The organism is Cellulophaga fucicola, assembly GCF_900119145.1.
GTDB classification, from domain to species: Bacteria; Bacteroidota; Bacteroidia; order Flavobacteriales; family Flavobacteriaceae; genus Cellulophaga; species Cellulophaga fucicola.
On sequence record NZ_FPIY01000003.1, the window covers coordinates 248,566 to 266,220 of the forward strand.

Here is a 17,655-nt window from a genome sequence, read left to right on the forward strand (position 1 = left end):
CATCGGCTTTAAACTGACTTAAATTAGATTAATAAAAGAACAATTAATCTAACACAAATGTTATTCTTTTTAGTTTCTTAAAAGTTAACATAATATAAAACTTGTATTAACAATACTGTTATCTACAATTTATATATTTTACTTCTCCGTCTTAAACTTTTCTACGTTAGACCAATTACTCCAATTTAGATTCTGATCTCTATAACGAACACGCCAATAGTATGTAGCATTAGGATTTAGTCTCTTAATTTTTTCATCTGTTAGGTCATCATCTTTTTGTCTATTCTCTTTGTAGTACCAATTTTCAAACTGTTTCCAACTATCGTATGCTAACTTTTCAAAATTTGGACTTTCAGAAACTTGCCAATGCGATGCTGCGTGAAAAGCATTATCAAAACTACTACTAAATGCACCTGCCTTTAAGACAATATTTTTATAACCATCTGTATTTGCTTGCGCCGTTAAAGCTTTAGGAGCTGCTGGTCTTCTATCTTTTTTCCAAACTGTAATACTGTCTGTCTGCTCATTATTACGTGGTTTAATTGTGTTTCCTCTACTTATTCTTTTTAGTGTAAATTTAGGGTCGTCCTCACTGCCATCTACTTCTATCATAACAAAACCATACTCGTCTTGTGTTACAGTAAACTCGTCATAATCTCTACCTTCAAATTCCCCCCAATTATCTATAGCACCACCTGCAGAAGCAACATTTACCCATAAATGTTTATGTTCCTTAGACTGCCCTCTAGAGTAGCCATGCGTGTGCCCAAAAAAGTGTATACTTGGTTTTCCTGTTTTAGTTGAAAATTTCTCTAGTTTTGCTACTACTTTACCTGAAAAATCTTCTTCTCCAGGAATCCATAATTCCGATTTATGCGGATGGTGCATTTGTGCAAAAACAAAATCTATATCATCATTTTTAGCCGTTTCATCCAATACCTTTTGCAACCACTCTAGTTGCTCATTAAGGTTGCGGTAACCATCGTTAGAGTCTAAGCCAAGTATTCTAGTATTGCCATAATCTTTATACCACCAATGTTCTGCATAAGCAGCTGTACCGTTTTCTGGTAGGCTAAAGTATTTAAAATAGAAAATAGAATTTCTTTCGTGATTTCCCGGTACAGGGTACAGAGGAACCTCAGCAAATAATTTTTCTGCAGGGTTAAAAAAGTGCTCTTTCCATTGGTAATATTTAGACCCTGTAACTACTAAATCTCCAGGAATCATAACCATTGCTAAGTTATTAGGTAAAGTTCCGTTATACTCCTTTTTTATGTATTCTAAAACTCCTTGGTTTACAACTTCTGAGAATTTTTCTGGTTCGCTGCTATCATACTGCATATCACTCATAGCAACTATATTAAACGATTTGTTATCGCTTGCAAAAGGTGGTGTCTTAAATTGATAAACCTCTGATTTTACATTACCAGTTATAACTCTATAATAATATGGTGTAAACCTTTTTAGATCTGTTAATTTAACTTCGTGAATTCTACTTTCACTAAAATTAATATCATACGAAATACCCTTCGTTTTTTTACCCAGTTTAGCCGTTAAACCATACTCTACAACACTTTCTTCTCCTGTAGATGTTTCCCACTTAACAATAATAGAACTGGGCGTAGCGTCTTGTAAATATGGCTTAATTATTATTTCTGGTTTAGTTTTTTGGGCTGTACCCAACAGAACTATAAAATGTGTTAAAAATAATAGTTTATGTCTTAGTTTCATTAATATTTAATTTAGAATGTTAACTGCTCTTGTTGCTTTATAAGCTAAAACCAAAGAATAATTTTCTTTGGTTTTAACAGCTATAAAAAGTATGCTTTTCAGTTTATTTTAACCACCATGTTATTTCTCTAATCTTATCGTTACCAGCACCAAACTGAGACTCTATTGCGCTTGCAACATTATCTGAGTTGTTGTTGTATTCTGATAAAGGATAAATCCATCTTGTTGGTGGTGTTGCCCCAGCCGATTGCACAAATGTTGGATAACCTGTTCTTAAGTGATCAAAATACATACGCCAGCCAGAGTGAAGAAAAGAAGTAAAATACTTTTGCGTTAAAATAAAATCTAACTTCTCTGCTAAACTAGCACTAGTGTTAAAAGCAACCAAAGAGCCTGCCATATATGTATCTGCATCTGTAGACTCTACATAATTTTCAAAACCTTTGGCGTACCTATTGTAAAAACTAAATGATGCCTTTATTCCGTTTTCATAATGCATTTTAGCATCTGTAGAAATCCAACCACGAACCGCTGCTTCTGCTAAAATAAATTCTACTTCAGAATAACTTAATAAATTGTGTGGTTCTGTTGTTGGGTCTGTTGTATATCTTAAATTTACTTTAGAAACATCACCAGCTGCAGCTTTATCATTAACCTCCGCATAAGGAGCTAATGGATCTCCGCCTTCGTAAGCATTAAAATCGTCTAGAGCTAAACCAGTTTCTTTGGCATTTTTTGTTCTTCCGCAAAAAATAAACAACCTAGGATCTTCTCTATCTTGTAATCTTTTAATAAACGTAGAAGACATATACATACCAGAACCATAACCACTAGAATTAAACTCTGTATACCTACTACCTTCTTGATCTAAAAATACAAGTTGCCCATTATCTTCTATAGACTGCATTATAGATTCGTTAGCATAAATAGCCGAAAAAGCACTTTTTACATTTAAATCTGCATCTCCTTCTTTTTTAGATAATGTTATAAGCACTTTTAACCTAAACGAATTTATAAGTTTTTGCCACTGAGACATATCTCCATTATAAATAATATCTCCTGCTACAATAGCATTATTGTCTTTTAAAAGTGTGTTTGCTTCTTCAAGTTCTTTTAAAACACCAATAAAAACTTCTTTTTGAGAATCGTATTTAGGACTAAAACTAGCATCTGTTTCTCCTTGTAAAGCTTCACTATATGGTATGTCTCCAAAGGTTAAAGTTAGATTGTAAAAATAATAAGCTCTAAAAAATTTACCAATGGCTACGTATTCTTTACTTTCTATTCTTTCTCCTTCTTGGATCATTTTAGTAACCTCACCTAACATATTGTAATCACCAAAGCCCGCTCTATCCCAATTGTAATATTGATTGTTGTTTTCACCATCTGTCTGCACCAACATACGAGATGCATATAACGAAGATGTGCCATTAACACTAAAAGCACTACTCGCTATGTTTGTTAATAATAACTGCGGATGAGTTTGATTAACATTATTTGGGTTATCGTTTATATCTGATAAATCTTGACAAGCAGAAACCGCTATCAAAATAAGTAAACCGAATAAAATTCCTATTTTCTTCATTTTGTTTGTATTACTAAAATTTAACATTAACACCAATACCTAAATATCTTGTAGACGGATCTTGCAAATTATTATCGTTTCCGTAGTCTGGATCTATAATATCTGCCTTTTTCCACACAAATAAATTGTAACCACTAAGTGTTACATCTAAGTTTTTAACACCTTCTATATTTACTAACTCTGTAAAATTGTACTTAAAAGAAAGTGTACGTAGTTTAAAGAAGCTACGATCAAAAATATTGGCAAACTTTTTATTCTCTTTATAAGATACAGCCGCTCTATAAGGGTAATTTTGTGACCAAGTCTGCCAGCTAACTGCCGTTGTATTTTCTTGATATTCTCTTGTATCAGACAGTACAGTACCATCTGTATCTGTAACCAACTCTCCGCTTGTTACATTTACTCCTTTAGGCACATAAACAGGTTGTCCTGCTGCATATTCTGCATCTCTAAATTCGGTTGAATTTGGATGTTTACCACCCCACCACATTTTCTCTACCGTTAAAGATCTCATTAATCCTCCCCAAACACCATCTATACCAACGTTTACAGATAAATTTTTAAACTTAAAAGAGTTTTGCAATCCTAATGTCCAGCTAGGGTCTGAATGTCCTAAGTTTCTCTGGAAATTATCTTTAATAGGTAAACCGTTTGATCCTAAGATTAGATCACCGTCTGCAGATTTTTGCCAAACCGTAGCGTAATAACTATCTGCTCTTTCGTTTAATTTTAAATTATTGTACCTATCATTATCACCATAAATTTCAGTGATTTTTTTTACTTTTTTACTCCAGTTTGTACCAATATCCCATCTAAAGTTATCTGTACGTATTGGTGTTGCGTTTAAAACTACTTCTAAACCATTAGTTGTATACTCGTTACCATTTACCTTTCTGTTTTCAAATCCAGAAGTATTAGATACTGGTAAATCTATAATCTGGTTTGTATCTACAACATTGTAATAAGTTACATCTAAACTAAGTTTGTTTTTTAAGAACGCTGTAGACATACCTAACTCAAAAGATGTAGAGCTTTCTGGCTTAATATCTGCATTAACCAACCCATTAGGGTATTGTAATTTTACGTTACCACCAAAAACACCATTATTAGAGTAATATGCTTCTGTGTTATACGGACTTAAATCGTTAGATACTTTTGCCCAAGATCCAAAAAACTTAACATAATCTATTGCTTTAGGCATTGTTATGTAGTTAGACACAATGGTACTTAATGAGGCTGAAGGGTAAAAATAAGACCTATTCTCTTCTGGTAAAGTAGAAGACCAATCGTTCCTTGCGGCAACAGTTAAAAACACTGCATTATATAGGTCTAAACCCAAGGTGCCGTATACACTGTTTATAGCTTTTTCTTCTAAATACGTACTAGCGTTTAAGTTTCCTTTAGTATTATTTAAACTGTATACAAAAGGAACTACTAAACCATCTGTAGAGTTATACTCTTGTTGGTATTTTCTATAAAAGGTAGATGCACCAGCATTTACATCAAAAGAAATATTATCATTAATAGCTTTATTATAAGATGCAAGAACATCATAATCTATTGTTAACCTTTCGTTATTCCAAGTTTTATAATCGCCCTCTCTAGCATCTCCATAATTTAAATACGTTTTAGGACTTTCTCTATCTTCAAAAACATCTTTTAGAACTGCAGATCCTCTAGCTTGTAACTTAAGGTCATCTGTTATTTTATAATTTAATTTTAGTTGTGCATTAATAAGGTTAGCATCATACTTTTGGTTAAGCTCATTAGCTGCAAAATATACGTTATTATACCAAGCATAGTTCCAGTTGGCTTGTCTATAACCCTCTTGTCCTGGCACATACATATGTTCTTGTAACTCTTTACCATTTACATCATCACCCATCCAAATAAGAATAGTATACATATGGTTTTTTGGTCCGTAACCGTGACGCGGATAATTAGGAGAATATACTTTATTATAAGATAGTTTACTGTCTAAAGTAAGTGAATTGGTTAGGTTGGTTGTACTTTTAAAACTTAATCCTCCTGTCTTTAATTCGGAATTTGGCACTCTATCTTTTTGTGAAGAGTAATTACCTGACAACCGAAAAGATCCTTTTTCTGACTTACTAGCTATAGAAAAATCTGTTGATGAAATAACACCGGTTCCCATAAAATCTTTTAAGTTATTATGGTATTCCCAAGGAGTTGGAACTCTAGAATAACGAGATTTATCATCATACTCCGTACCTGCAACATCTCCCCACCAAGGTGTAGTTTCGCCAGTAACATTATCATAAATTGGACTGTTCCATTGAGATACCAGTACACCTGGCTCAAATTTTGGTCCCCAAATCATATCTCCATCAGAAATACCGCCATCTTTACCATCCCAAAACTCATATTTTCCGTTAGAACCATTACCATATTCCGTTTGTGTTTCTGGAAAAACTGTGAAACCTGCAGATACCATTGTATTATGACTTACAGAAACCTCTAAGCCTTCTACTTTAGCATTTTTTGTTGTAATTAAAATAGCTCCGTTTCTACCTCTAGAGCCATATAAAGCAGATGCTGTAGTACCTTTAAGTACATTTATATCTGCAATATTGTTTCCAGACACGTCAAAGAAATCTGTTTCTACTGCTATACCATCTATTACTATTAAAGGTGTTTTACCACGTAGAGAAAAAGACGGACTCTGTAAAAGACCTGTTGGATTACTAACAGAAAGACCTGCTACCTGACCTGTAAATAAATTACCAACGTTAGGTGTATTTATTTCATCTATAATCTCTGTATCTATCTTCTGCGTTGCATACCCAATCTTTTTCTCAGACTTTGTAATTCCCAAGGCAGTAACTACAATCTCATTTAGCTTTTCAGAATCTGGCAAAAGCTGAATAGTTACAAAAGCTTCATTAGTAATAGCAACTTCTTTTGTTACATAGCCTATGTATGATACTAAAAGTGTTGTGTTTTCTTGTAAAGAGCTAATCTCAAAATTACCATCAAAATCAGTAGCCACACCTGTTTTGGTTCCTTTAATAATAACTGATGCTCCACCCAATGGAACATTGCTCTCGTCTAAGACTTTTCCTTTAAGCGAACCTTGGGAATAGCCTACAAAAATTGCCAGTAAAGCAATAATTAGGGTTAGTTGGTTTTTTTTCATTTTCTTTAATATTTGGAAACATTTATTAGTTGTTCTGTCGCAAATATCAAATCTCATTGTTAGGTCAAATCTCTATACATATTAAATAATTGAAAGGTTTTTGTTAAAAATATTAACAAATAGTAAAGTCTTGACATCTTGGCAATTACCATATGTTTTATACTACATATACTGAAGAGTTATTCTTTTTAATTAAAAAAACAGGAAACAAAAAAGCCTTACTCTACAGTAAGGCTTCTTTTATATAGTTTAAAAAGTTAAGGTTATACTACAATAGTATCCTTATCTACAATTTTGTTTACTATAAGTGCAATAGCACCATCACCGGTAATGTTTGCTGCTGTACCAAAACTATCCATTGCAATATAAAGTGCAATCATTAATGCTTGCGCTTCTGCATTAAAACCTAACATTGTTTGTAATATACCAACAGCAGCCATAATTGCACCACCAGGAACTCCTGGAGCTGCAACCATTGCTATACCTAGCATCATTACAAAACCTGCAAACATTCCAAAATTAAAATCTAAACCTTGCATAAGCATTAACGCTACTGCACAAGCAACAATTTTCATTGTACTACCTGCCAAATGTATGGTTGCACAAAGTGGCACTACAAAATTAGCAACCTTAGGAGATACACCATTTTTCTGTACTTGCTGTAATGTAACTGGTATTGTTGCAGCAGACGACTGTGTCCCTAAAGCTGTTAAATACGCAGGTGCCATATTTAGTAATGCTCTTATTGGATTCTTTTTTGTTATTGCTCCAGCTATTATAAACTGTACTAGCATTAAAGCAAGGTGCATAATAAATATAATACCTATAATTTTTAAGAATACACTTAAAACAGATTCTACCTGGCCATTATATGCTATAGCAGAAAAGATTCCTAAAATGTAAAGTGGCAATAGAGGAATAATTACTTTTTCTATCACTAGCATAATTATTTTCTGAAAGTCTGACGCTACCTTTTTTAAGGTACTTTCTCCTTGAGATGCCAATCCTAAACCAATAACAAAAGCTAAGACTAATGCCGACATAACATCTAATACTGGCGGAATTGTTATGGAAAAAAACGGACTTAATTTTTCTACACCCTCACCAACATTTTCTACTGTTTGTGGTTCTATAAATGAAGGAAAAAGACCCGATGCTACAAAATAGGTTGAAAACCCAGAGAATAAAGTAGACCCATATGCAATTGCGGCTGTAATAAGCAACAGCTTACCAGCCCCTTTGCCTAAATCTGCAATTGCAGGCATAATTAAGCCTAAAATAATTAACGGAATGGCAAACCCAAGAAACTCGCTAAAAAATGCTTTAAAAGTATTAAACAGTCTATTTATAGATTCTGGTAAATACAAACCAATTAAAATACCTAAAACAATGGCAATAAATACTTTAAACAGTAGGTTTGATGTAATTTTTTTAAGCATAATTTAGTTTTGTTGTTTGTAAGAAACACAAATATAGCCTAAGTAAATTACAACAGAATTTTAAACGCTAGTAAATTTCTATTTCTATAAATTGATAAAAACTACTAATCCAAAGAAAAAGAAAAGTCGTTAAATGTTTCTGTACTCCACGCTAAATGCTTGGTTGCTGGTGATGCTGCAAATAAAGGAGAAAACGTATGCACTTGCACTGTTTTACCATCTGGTAAAAACTCTAGTATTCTTAACCAGCCATCGCCACCATTACCTTGCCAACCACCACCCATAGCTTGGGCGTTAAATGCCATTTGACTTACTTTTTTACCTCCTTTATTTTTATCTTCTTTAAAGCCTACGTGTGCCTTAAAATTGTCTGCACCTCCTATATGGCCAGAAAAAACAAGTTGTATGTTTTTAGATGGCTCTACCAATTTTTGCCAAACTGCCTCGCCGTAGTTAGCATCTTTTATAGAATAGTTCTCTTTTTCTATACGCTGGTTTTTAGCGTTTAAATACGAGTGCGTAAGTACTGCAACAGTATGCTCTTTGTATTTTTTATCGTCTACAACACCTTTCGCCCATTGAACAATAGTATCTCTTGGTGCAAACTCTAAGGTCATAAATAAAAATTTACGCCCGTCTGGAGCTGTAAAATCAAACGCTGAATTTTCTAAACTTGGGTGTCCGCCTGCATTTTTAGCAGCTGCGCTAAGTAATTTATAATTTGCTTGGTTTTTATGTGCCGGAAAATATGTATTGTAATTAGAACCTCTGTGCTCTATTGCTTTGTAACCATAATCGTGATTACCTGCAGCCAAGACATAAGGTACTTGCCCGTCTAGCCTACCAAACATTCTAGATACCGCTAACCATTGTTCTCTACTTGTTTGATTTCCGTTTTTACCGTCAGGGACAATCATATCATTTTGTTCTACCAAATCACCAGTACACAGTACCATTTTAATATTTAGCGAATCTATGTTTTCACTTATCCAAGCCGTCATTAAATCTAAAGTGCCTTGGTTACGTTGGTACTTAACGTAGTTTTGGGTATCTGGTACCAAGATTAAACTCCAAGAGTTTGGGTTAGATAGTTTAGGAGCTTCATACTTCTTTTGTGCCTGTGCAGTCTGCAGTGTTACAGCTACTAAAAATGCTATTACTAAATAATTGTAATTTTTTTTCATACCAACGAAATGATCTAACAAACCTAAAAGGTTGATTGTTTTCTTCTTTAAAACATCAAAAATAAATGAAATATTAGTTTATTCGTTTATAAAGGAACTTTTATTATTAGAATGTAAAGGCACATACTTCTCTACAATATATGGTGTAATTGCCCTGAGTGTTTTACCCGTAACAGGGTGTAATCCAGGGCTAGAGAAGTACTCTATTTCATCATTATTTTTACAATACCACAATAAAGGCTTACTAGTTATTTCATCAAAAAAATTAGTAACCATAGTAACCTCAACTTTTTTAAAATTTTTCAATTTATTTTTATCATAAGGTAAAATCTGAGTTCTATATTCTGGTTGTAAATTAGTAGTACAGTCTATTAGCTGGTACTCCGTTTTTACCCAAACCATACATTTTTCTGTTTGGCTACCTGGTGCTTGACTAAAAAAATAAACAGCGGCTCCTAAAGCACAAACTAATAACATAATGATTATTAAAGCACTCCTTTTATTCACCTTATCATCTCTTGTTGAATTTAAAGAACCTGTTTTGCTTTCTTTCTGCGTTTTATTTGCTGGGTTAGCTTTTACATATTCTTTATAATTCTCATAACCTAAATATTTGCACAATAGGTTGACGCTAGAATCATTAATATTCTTGTACTTAGACTCCTTATTACTTACATATTTATCATAAGCTCTCTCTAAAGTTTTAGCACTTAATGTTGTTTTATCTGCAATATGCATAGCCAGTGCATACTTAGAATGAGAAGCACACTCTTCTTTTGCTTTTTTAAATGATTCACAAACAATCTCTTTTAAATAATTACGCTCCATTAGTTCAAAAATACAAATTATCAATTAGACAAAGTAAAGACACAACCTTCTACAAACGCTGTAAACACTGGTGTCTGTTAATTGTCTTATATAAGTCCCTAATGTGTCTATAACAAAACTTTCTTAATCAATTTACTTTGCCCCAAGATTGGTTTACAGCTGTGTGTTGCTAACATAGCTATTCTAGAAAAATCTTTCTTACGGAAATCTGTAATGCGGTTGGTGATTAGCCGGACGAGAAGTAGTTAAAAACTGCTGCATTACAATTTCTACTTCTCAAAAACAAAGGAGTAATCCTAACATTTTAAAGGGTTGTTGCAACCTAAAAAAACTTTCGAACAACGGATCGGACAGCAACGCCTATGTCTAAAAATTTTAAAAAAAATTATGAAAAAAGTATTTATAGCCTTAACGGCACTAGTTCTTAATATGTCTATGTTTTCTTGCTCTGTAGATTCTGTTGACGCTAACGATGCATTGTATGAAACACAGGCAACAGAAGGTGATGATGGAGAAGATATTCCTTTACCAGAACCACCTCCAATACCTAATACTGTTAACTAAAAAAAAATGAGCTACACCTTTTGGTGTAGCTCTCTTTTTTTGAATACATTTATGCAAAAAATTATATTTTGGGTAAGTTTTTTGTATTTATAGTAGTTCTCCTATTTTTTTCCTGTACTTCTAAACAAAACGCTACTACACCAAGTACAGCATCTAAATTAGATAGTGTTTCTTTTTATCTTAATAAGGCTGCCAACTCAAAACTTAAACCTATTAAAAAAATAGAGATTGTTAACAAAGCCTATAACCTGGTAAAGTTTACAAATGATGAATTATACAATACTGTTTTAACTCAAAAAACACATACTCATCTTCTTCTACAACAATATGATAGTTTGCTGTTTTACAGTAAACTGTTTATAAATCATTCTAAGTACACAAAAAACAAAACAAATCTAGGGTATATACATTATTTAAAGGCATACTATTTTTATACTATAGCTAATAATATAGATAGTGCTTTTGTAAATTACAATTTATCTAAAAACCAATACAAAGCTGTTAATGATAGTAGTTGGATTGCTAAAAACTTAATTAGCATTAGTAATATTCAAAAAAATAAAAGTGATTTTTTTGGCAGTAAAGAAACCATTACAGAAGCATTACAATATTTAATCCCAGATAAAGATAGTATAACTGTTGCCCATGCTTACAATAGTTTAGCTACAAACCACAGGAAATTATTAAATTTTAACGATGCTGAACTATACTATAAAAAAGCCATTAATTTAACTACAAACCCAAACAGTGCACTTACGTACAAAAACAATTTAGCAGCCTCTTATATTAGTGCTAAAAAATATACTAAGGCAATTACTTTATTAACTGAGGTATATGAAAATGATTTAACCCAAAATGATAAAAAACAAGCAGCAAGGGTACTAGATAACTTAGCCTATGCTAAATGGTTAAACGGCAGTACACATAATATAGAGGCAGACTTGCTAAACGCTTTACTACAAAGAACCAAACATAAAGATTTAAAGGGTAAAATTGCTAGTTACACTCATTTAGGCGAGTTTTATTTAGCTGAAAACCCTAAAAAAGCTTCTTCATATTTAGATTCGGTTATTACCTTATCTAAGGTGGTAAAAAACCCTAAAGCTGAAAAAGACGCACTAAGTTTTTTAATTAAAGTACACCCTAAAAATATAAATTATAGAGATCGGTATTTATTTATACAGGATAGTCTTTATAAAAATGATTTAAAAGTAAAAACTCAGTTTGCTAAGTATAAATATGATGATGCCTTAAAAGAGGAATCTATTTTACGACTTGAAAAAGAAAAAGCTCAAAAGGAGTTAGAACTTACGCAACAACGTGCACAAAAGCAGGGATATAGTATTGGCGTTATGGTTCTTTTACTTGGGTTAGGCTTTCTGTTTTACTTTTACACACAGCGCAGTAAAAGGCTAAAACAACAAAACAAATTAGACAAACTACAAGCTACTTTAGAAACCGAAGCACAACTGTCTAGAAAGCTGCATGACGATTTTGGAGCAAAAATAAATCACGCAATGGTATTAGTACAAAGTAATACAGATACCAGTAAAATATTAGATTCTTTAGAAGACTTGTACAAACAAAGTAGAGACTTTTCTAGAGAAATAAACGATGTAGATACAAGTGAAAATTACAAAGACCATTTATATGGTATGTTACAACAAAACAAGCCCCAAAGTACCAAACTAATTATTACAGGTGGTAAAGACATAGATTGGAGTGCGGTAAACAATATAAATAAAACAGTATTGTATAAGGTACTTAGAGAACTAATAATAAACACTAAAAAGCACAGTAAGGCAACAGCAATAAAAATTAACTTTAATCAAACAGCTAAAATTTTAGAGGTTATTTGTTCTGATAATGGTATTGGAGCAGAAAAAAATGCTCTAAATACAAAAAATGGACTACTGAATACGGAAAAGCGTATTAAAGCCATAAACGGAACAATTATATTTGAAACCGACAAACACAAAGGTTTTAAAACCTTAATTAAAATTCCTAATTAAAAAATAGCTGTTTTATGTTTACTAAAGTATTAATAGCCGAAGATTTTCAGGACACCAATAATGGTATAGTAGCTGCTATAACAAAAAAACTATCTATTGCAGAAATTAAAGAAGAATTGTATTGTGACAAAGCTTACAACCGAGCAGTGGTTGCTTGTAATAACAATTCTCCTTTTCAGCTTTTAGTAACAGATTTACAGTTTAAAGAAGGTTATGCAGACCGTAAGCTTACCTCTGGCATAGAACTTATAAACGCCATAAAAAGAGTACAACCAAATATAAAGGTTATTGTAAACTCTATGGAAGATAACCCAACAAAAATAAAAGCCCTTTTTGAAGAGCAAAAAATAAATGGGTTTGTATGTAAAGGTAGAGAAAACCTTAACGAACTTATGATAGCTATACAAGATGTTTATGACGGCAACGACTACGTTTCTCCACAAATAAATATGAACGCTAACAATACAATTATTGAGTTAGATGATTATGATTTTCTTATTTTAAAAGAATTAGCTGAAGGTTTAAGTAAAAAAGAAATTGTACTAAAGTTTAAGCAAAATAATATCTCGCCTAGTAGCGAAAGCACAATAGACAAAAGAATTAGTAAATTGTTTGATGATTTTGAAGCAAAAAACACAACGCACCTAATTGCTAAACTTACGAGAGACGGAATTATTTAATTCCTAAATTACTAATTCATAGAAAACTTTAAAAAAACAGGAAGGTGATCTGATAGGTTTCTTCCTGCTTCCAAATTATTACAGGCTTTAATAAAATCTAGAACATTACCATCTAACTTTTTTATTTGTTTAGAGTAAAAAATATTATCTATTGCGTGGTTTAAATAATTGCCATTAGGACAGGTTCTTTTTAATGTTGTTTTTTTATTGGAAAGAGTTGCATTGTACCCTCTATTTTTTAACTGATTAAAAACTACTTCTTTTTCATTTACATTAAAATCTCCAGCAATTAGTACTGGTGTAGAAAACGAGTTTAACACAAACTTAGATAGCGCCTTAATCTCTGTTTCTGGGTCTCTATTATAGGGTCTAGAATGAAAATTAAGTACTGTAAACTTTTCTTTACCTAAGTAAAAGTCTAACAAAAAAGGTTCTCTATCTATTTCTATATCTAGCTCCTTTACCAGCCGTCCTCTATTTTTAATTTTAATATGTTTTGTTTTCCAAATAAAGGCGTAACGCTCTGTTACATATTTAGAGCTATTAGTAGGGTTGCTAATTACATAGTCCCACTTACTACCTTTTCTATTTAAAATATCAGATAATTTAGCCACCGCTTGTGCACCTCCGTAGCCAGCAACAACCTCTTGTATGGCAATAATATCATAAGTTTTAACAATCTCTGCTATACTATTTAACTCCTCGCTACTCTTTGTTTTTCCAAAATCTCTAATGTTCCAAGAAACTAATTTAACTTCTTCCGTTTGCGAGAATACAGTTAATCTAATTGTAACAAAGAATAAAAACAATAACTTTTTTAACATCTATAATTTATTTTAAATAGCTAAAGTATAACAAAAGTCTGCTAACCTTTTACGTAAATACGTATTTAGCATAGCCATTACGGATATCCGTAATGCTTTATTATTTTATGGTTCTAAATTTGCTTTGTTATTACTAACATATATAACACAAATGGTATTAGGTCTGCTTGCTAAAAAGGTAATGGGGGAAGTTATCCAATTTAGCAAGTAAGACCTCTACTTTACGCAATTCTCTAATATAGTGTAAGTTATTAGTACAAATCTATATTCTCTACCCACAACTACTATGACTAAGCCTTACTACGAAGTAAAAAAGACTATTACTAATACGTTTTACTTTAACCTTAAAACAAGTGAGGATGAAATAATATTATATGGCGAAACTTGCAAAACTCTTAAACTATGCAAGCAGCAAATAATTTTTATTAAACAAAATGCATACGATTATGACTGCTACCAAAGTAAAATAACAAAAAATAATAAGCACTATTTTAATCTTTTGCAAAAAGAAGATATTATACTTGGACAAAGTAATAAGTACAACACTTTAGAAGAAAAAGAACTAGCTATAGCCGCCGTAATGTTATATGCTACTGTTGCTACAATTGATTTTTTAAATGAGAGTGATGAGTAATTAAAAGAAATAAAAAACTATTCAAGTTTAATTGCCACATACAACTTACTAAAACCCTTGCTGATTTTCTGTTCAGTTTTTATTTCCTAAATTAGATACTCATTCACACAGTATTTTTACACAAACCGTTAGCACTCATTAAACATTAAATAAATGAAAGTTACAGCTGAAAAAAATGAAAAAGTTGCTAATATGATATTTGCATCCATTTATCCTCTTTACCTAAATAGGCTGGAGAAAAATGGAAGAACAAAAGAAGAACAAAAGAAGAACTCAATCAAGTAATTAAATGGTTTACTGGTTTTGATGAAAATGCTTTACAAACACTTATTGATGAAAAAGCAACCTTTAGAACTTTTTTTCAAAAAGCCAAAATACATCAAAACGCACACTTAGTTAAAGGAGTCGTTTGTGGCTATAGAATTGAAGAAATAGAGGATGAGTTTGAACTGTACAAGCAATGTAGACGTATGGAAAAACTTATTGATGAATTAGCGAAGGGTCGTAAAATGGAAAAAATTATGAGAACAGAAAAGAAATAAATTACTCTTAACTATATAAAGCAAAACCAATGACATTAATATAGTACAAACTATAAATGAGTATTAAAAAAGCGTATAACATTTAGGCAAATCAATATCACACAAATAAAAATTAGACATAAGATTTACTCTATTTAAGATTTTATTTCTAATTTAGTCTAGATACCACACAACAATATGTAAATAAGCATTTTACACTCATTAAAATAGGTCTTTATGAAAAAATATTTATATTAAATATTCTCTTTTTATTTCTTGGCCACAATGTTAAAAATCAAAAGGCTACTTTATTAAAATAAAAATTGTTCTTTTAGAGAAAAATACTCGTACACAAAATCAAAACTATAAAATGAATCGTATCCTCTTAGTTGCTATAATATCCATTTTAATTTCTTGTAACCAATCTGATAATTCGGAAGAAGCTCCAACTTTAAATAGCGCTATTCCCATTTATAACCAAGCCTATAATGAAAATTTTGAACCAGATAAAATTGAAGATATTCTTGTAAATGCAAAAAACGGATATGTTTTACTTGACCCATTTGCAGATAATGTTTCTGCTTCAATTGCAGCAATAAAGGCAAACGGAAATGAGGTTGGCGCCTATATTAGCATTGGTACAGGTGAAAACTACAGAGATGACTTTACTAAAATGACACCTTTTTTAGTAACTACATCTTGGGGAGAGTGGCCAGATGAATATTTTGTAAATTCTACAACCACTGGCATACTAGATATAATGAAAGCACGTATAGACCAAATAGCCTCTTGGGGCTGTGATTGGGTCGAATTTGATAATATGGATTGGTGTTATGATGATGAATTAAGGGCTACTTATGGGTTTCAGGTTACAGAAGAAGAGGGTATAGCTTATTATCAAGAACTCTGTGATTATGTTCACCTAAAAGGAATGAAATGTATGGCTAAAAATTTGGTAGAACACGCTTCTAATTTTGATGGTGTTTTATATGAATCTTATAGCAATGATAAAAATTGGTGGAACCAATCTGGAGCTCAAAGCTTTTTAGACTCAGATAAACTGGTTATCATAAACCATTATAACGAAACCAATTGTGGCCAAGTGTATTCTGAATATAAAGGTATTTACAATTCTGATTTATCCTTTATCTGTGAAGATGCCAATTTGCAAAAATATGTTCACTATAACGAGTAATTCTAGTATCAAAAAAAAGTCATTATTGTTTTACTAGGTCTGCTTTTGTGTAAAAAGAACTCGTGTAAAAAATCATAAAATTTGTAATTAGTTGCTAGTTATTATTTAATAATTTTTTTTAGAGTTTTGCCTTATTTTTATTTACTAAATTAGGTATTTATAATTCTACTTTTTATCCTAGTCACTAAATTGACTACGACTTTGTTCTTAGCATAACTACGTATTTTTTTAACTTAATAAAAAAGAAAATTGATAAACATCATTAATATCAATCTCATAGCAGACATAAAGACTAACTTTTAAATAAAGTTTGTAGAATTAGAATAGAAAACAGATAGCTGCTATTATACTATATAAAATTATGGAAATATTTGAAAATATAAGTAAGTGGATGAATGAACATCCTGTTTCTACAAATATTATTAAATATTTAATTTGGGCTGTATTTATATTGTTTATAATTGCTTTTCTAAGACGACTTTTAAGAAAAAAGCTACCAGACACAGGAGTAAGATACAAATCTCAAAAAGCAGTTGAATTTTTTGGCTATGTACTGCTATTAATAATTACAATATCTTTCTTTACAGGTAGTATCAAGGACTTTGCACTCGCTGTCGGGTTTCTTACAGCTGGCATTACAATAACACTACAAGAGTTAATTCTAAGTGTAGCTGGCTCTTTCTATATCTTTTTTGTTGGTGTATACAAGCCCGGAGACAGAATAGAAATTAATAATATAAAGGGAGATGTAATTGATATTGATAGCGTATACACAACTATGATGGAAATTGGAGAATGGGTTTCTAGTGATAATTATAGTGGTAGAATTGTTAAGTTAAGTAACGCCTTTGTTTTTAAAGGACCTGTATATAATTATTCTAAAGACTTTCCTTTTGTTTGGGACGAATTTAATATTCCTATAAGATATGGTTCTGATGTAGAATTAGCCAAAGCTATTGTAGTAAAAATTGCTTCTGAAACCTTGTCTGAATATGTATCAAAATCTATATCAGAATGGAGCCAAGTTGTAAACAAATTTTATATTGAAAATGCCGAAGTCGACCCTACTTTAGCAATAACTATGACAGATAATTGGATACAGTTTAATCTGCGTTATATAGTAGATTATAAAAAAAGGAGATACACAAAAAGTATATTAAATGAGTTAATTGGAAAAGAAATTCAAAAGACAGACGGCAAAGTAAAACTAGCTTCTACTACTTTTGAAATTGTTCAAATACCTAATATTAACATAAAAAAAGAATAAAAAATAGTGCAAAACAGCGTGTTTAATTAATTAT

General features: G+C 31.6%; 13 protein-coding genes and 1 pseudogene. 7 read left to right on the top strand and 7 right to left on the bottom strand.

What is annotated here, in order from left to right; translation table 11 throughout:
• Positions 1-138: 138 nt before the first annotated feature.
• From BT107_RS11765 to BT107_RS11790, 6 genes are all read right to left on the bottom strand, one after another.
• Positions 139-1,731, bottom strand: coding sequence for a purple acid phosphatase family protein (locus tag BT107_RS11765; RefSeq protein WP_072304009.1), 1,593 nt, complete (start codon positions 1,729-1,731; stop codon positions 139-141).
• A 103-nt stretch (positions 1,732-1,834) separates the two neighbouring features.
• On the bottom strand, positions 1,835-3,316 hold the full coding sequence (locus tag BT107_RS11770) for a SusD/RagB family nutrient-binding outer membrane lipoprotein (protein ID WP_072304250.1): 1,482 nt from the start codon (positions 3,314-3,316) through the stop codon (positions 1,835-1,837).
• 13 nt (positions 3,317-3,329) lie between these two features.
• A complete protein-coding gene (locus BT107_RS11775; RefSeq protein ID WP_072304010.1) occupies positions 3,330-6,473 on the bottom strand; it encodes a SusC/RagA family TonB-linked outer membrane protein in 3,144 nt (1,047 codons plus the stop codon).
• Between the two features lie 263 nt (positions 6,474-6,736).
• A complete protein-coding gene (locus BT107_RS11780; RefSeq protein WP_072304011.1) occupies positions 6,737-7,912 on the bottom strand; it encodes a dicarboxylate/amino acid:cation symporter in 1,176 nt (391 codons plus the stop codon).
• Positions 7,913-8,016: 104 nt separating this feature from the next.
• Positions 8,017-9,096: a metallophosphoesterase gene (locus BT107_RS11785; RefSeq protein ID WP_072304012.1), complete on the bottom strand. Its 1,080-nt coding sequence runs from the start codon at positions 9,094-9,096 to the stop codon at positions 8,017-8,019.
• A gap of 78 nt (positions 9,097-9,174) precedes the next feature.
• Positions 9,175-9,924 (bottom strand): hypothetical protein, encoded by a 750-nt coding sequence (locus tag BT107_RS11790; RefSeq protein ID WP_072304013.1) that lies wholly within the window; start codon positions 9,922-9,924, stop codon positions 9,175-9,177.
• Between the two features lie 387 nt (positions 9,925-10,311).
• Here BT107_RS11790 and BT107_RS17540 point away from each other — a divergent pair, with 387 nt between their 5' ends.
• From BT107_RS17540 to BT107_RS11800, 3 genes are all read left to right on the top strand, one after another.
• Positions 10,312-10,488: a hypothetical protein gene (locus BT107_RS17540; protein ID WP_170854733.1), complete on the top strand. Its 177-nt coding sequence runs from the start codon at positions 10,312-10,314 to the stop codon at positions 10,486-10,488.
• A gap of 68 nt (positions 10,489-10,556) precedes the next feature.
• Positions 10,557-12,500 carry an ATP-binding protein gene (locus BT107_RS11795; RefSeq protein ID WP_072304014.1) on the top strand — a complete coding sequence of 648 codons (1,944 nt, stop codon included), beginning with the start codon at positions 10,557-10,559 and terminating at the stop codon, positions 12,498-12,500.
• A gap of 14 nt (positions 12,501-12,514) precedes the next feature.
• A complete protein-coding gene (locus tag BT107_RS11800) occupies positions 12,515-13,180 on the top strand; it encodes a response regulator transcription factor (RefSeq protein WP_072304015.1) in 666 nt (221 codons plus the stop codon).
• Positions 13,181-13,191: 11 nt separating this feature from the next.
• Here BT107_RS11800 and BT107_RS11805 read toward each other — a convergent pair whose 3' ends face one another.
• The gene (locus BT107_RS11805) at positions 13,192-14,004 is read right to left on the bottom strand and encodes an endonuclease/exonuclease/phosphatase family protein (protein ID WP_072304016.1); all 813 of its coding nucleotides are present in this window, start codon (positions 14,002-14,004) and stop codon (positions 13,192-13,194) included.
• 286 nt (positions 14,005-14,290) lie between these two features.
• Here BT107_RS11805 and BT107_RS11810 point away from each other — a divergent pair, with 286 nt between their 5' ends.
• The 4 genes and pseudogenes from BT107_RS11810 to BT107_RS11825 all read left to right on the top strand — a co-directional run bounded on the left by BT107_RS11810 (position 14,291) and on the right by BT107_RS11825 (position 17,621).
• Positions 14,291-14,638 (top strand): YegP family protein, encoded by a 348-nt coding sequence (locus tag BT107_RS11810; protein WP_072304017.1) that lies wholly within the window; start codon positions 14,291-14,293, stop codon positions 14,636-14,638.
• Positions 14,639-14,791: 153 nt separating this feature from the next.
• Positions 14,792-15,180 (top strand): annotated as a pseudogene (locus BT107_RS11815) (DUF2200 domain-containing protein).
• Between the two features lie 349 nt (positions 15,181-15,529).
• Entirely contained in the window at positions 15,530-16,354 is an 825-nt protein-coding gene (locus BT107_RS11820; protein WP_072304018.1) for an endo alpha-1,4 polygalactosaminidase, read from the top strand.
• A 361-nt stretch (positions 16,355-16,715) separates the two neighbouring features.
• The gene (locus tag BT107_RS11825; RefSeq protein WP_084639225.1) at positions 16,716-17,621 is read left to right on the top strand and encodes a mechanosensitive ion channel family protein; all 906 of its coding nucleotides are present in this window, start codon (positions 16,716-16,718) and stop codon (positions 17,619-17,621) included.
• Positions 17,622-17,655 lie beyond the last annotated feature (34 nt).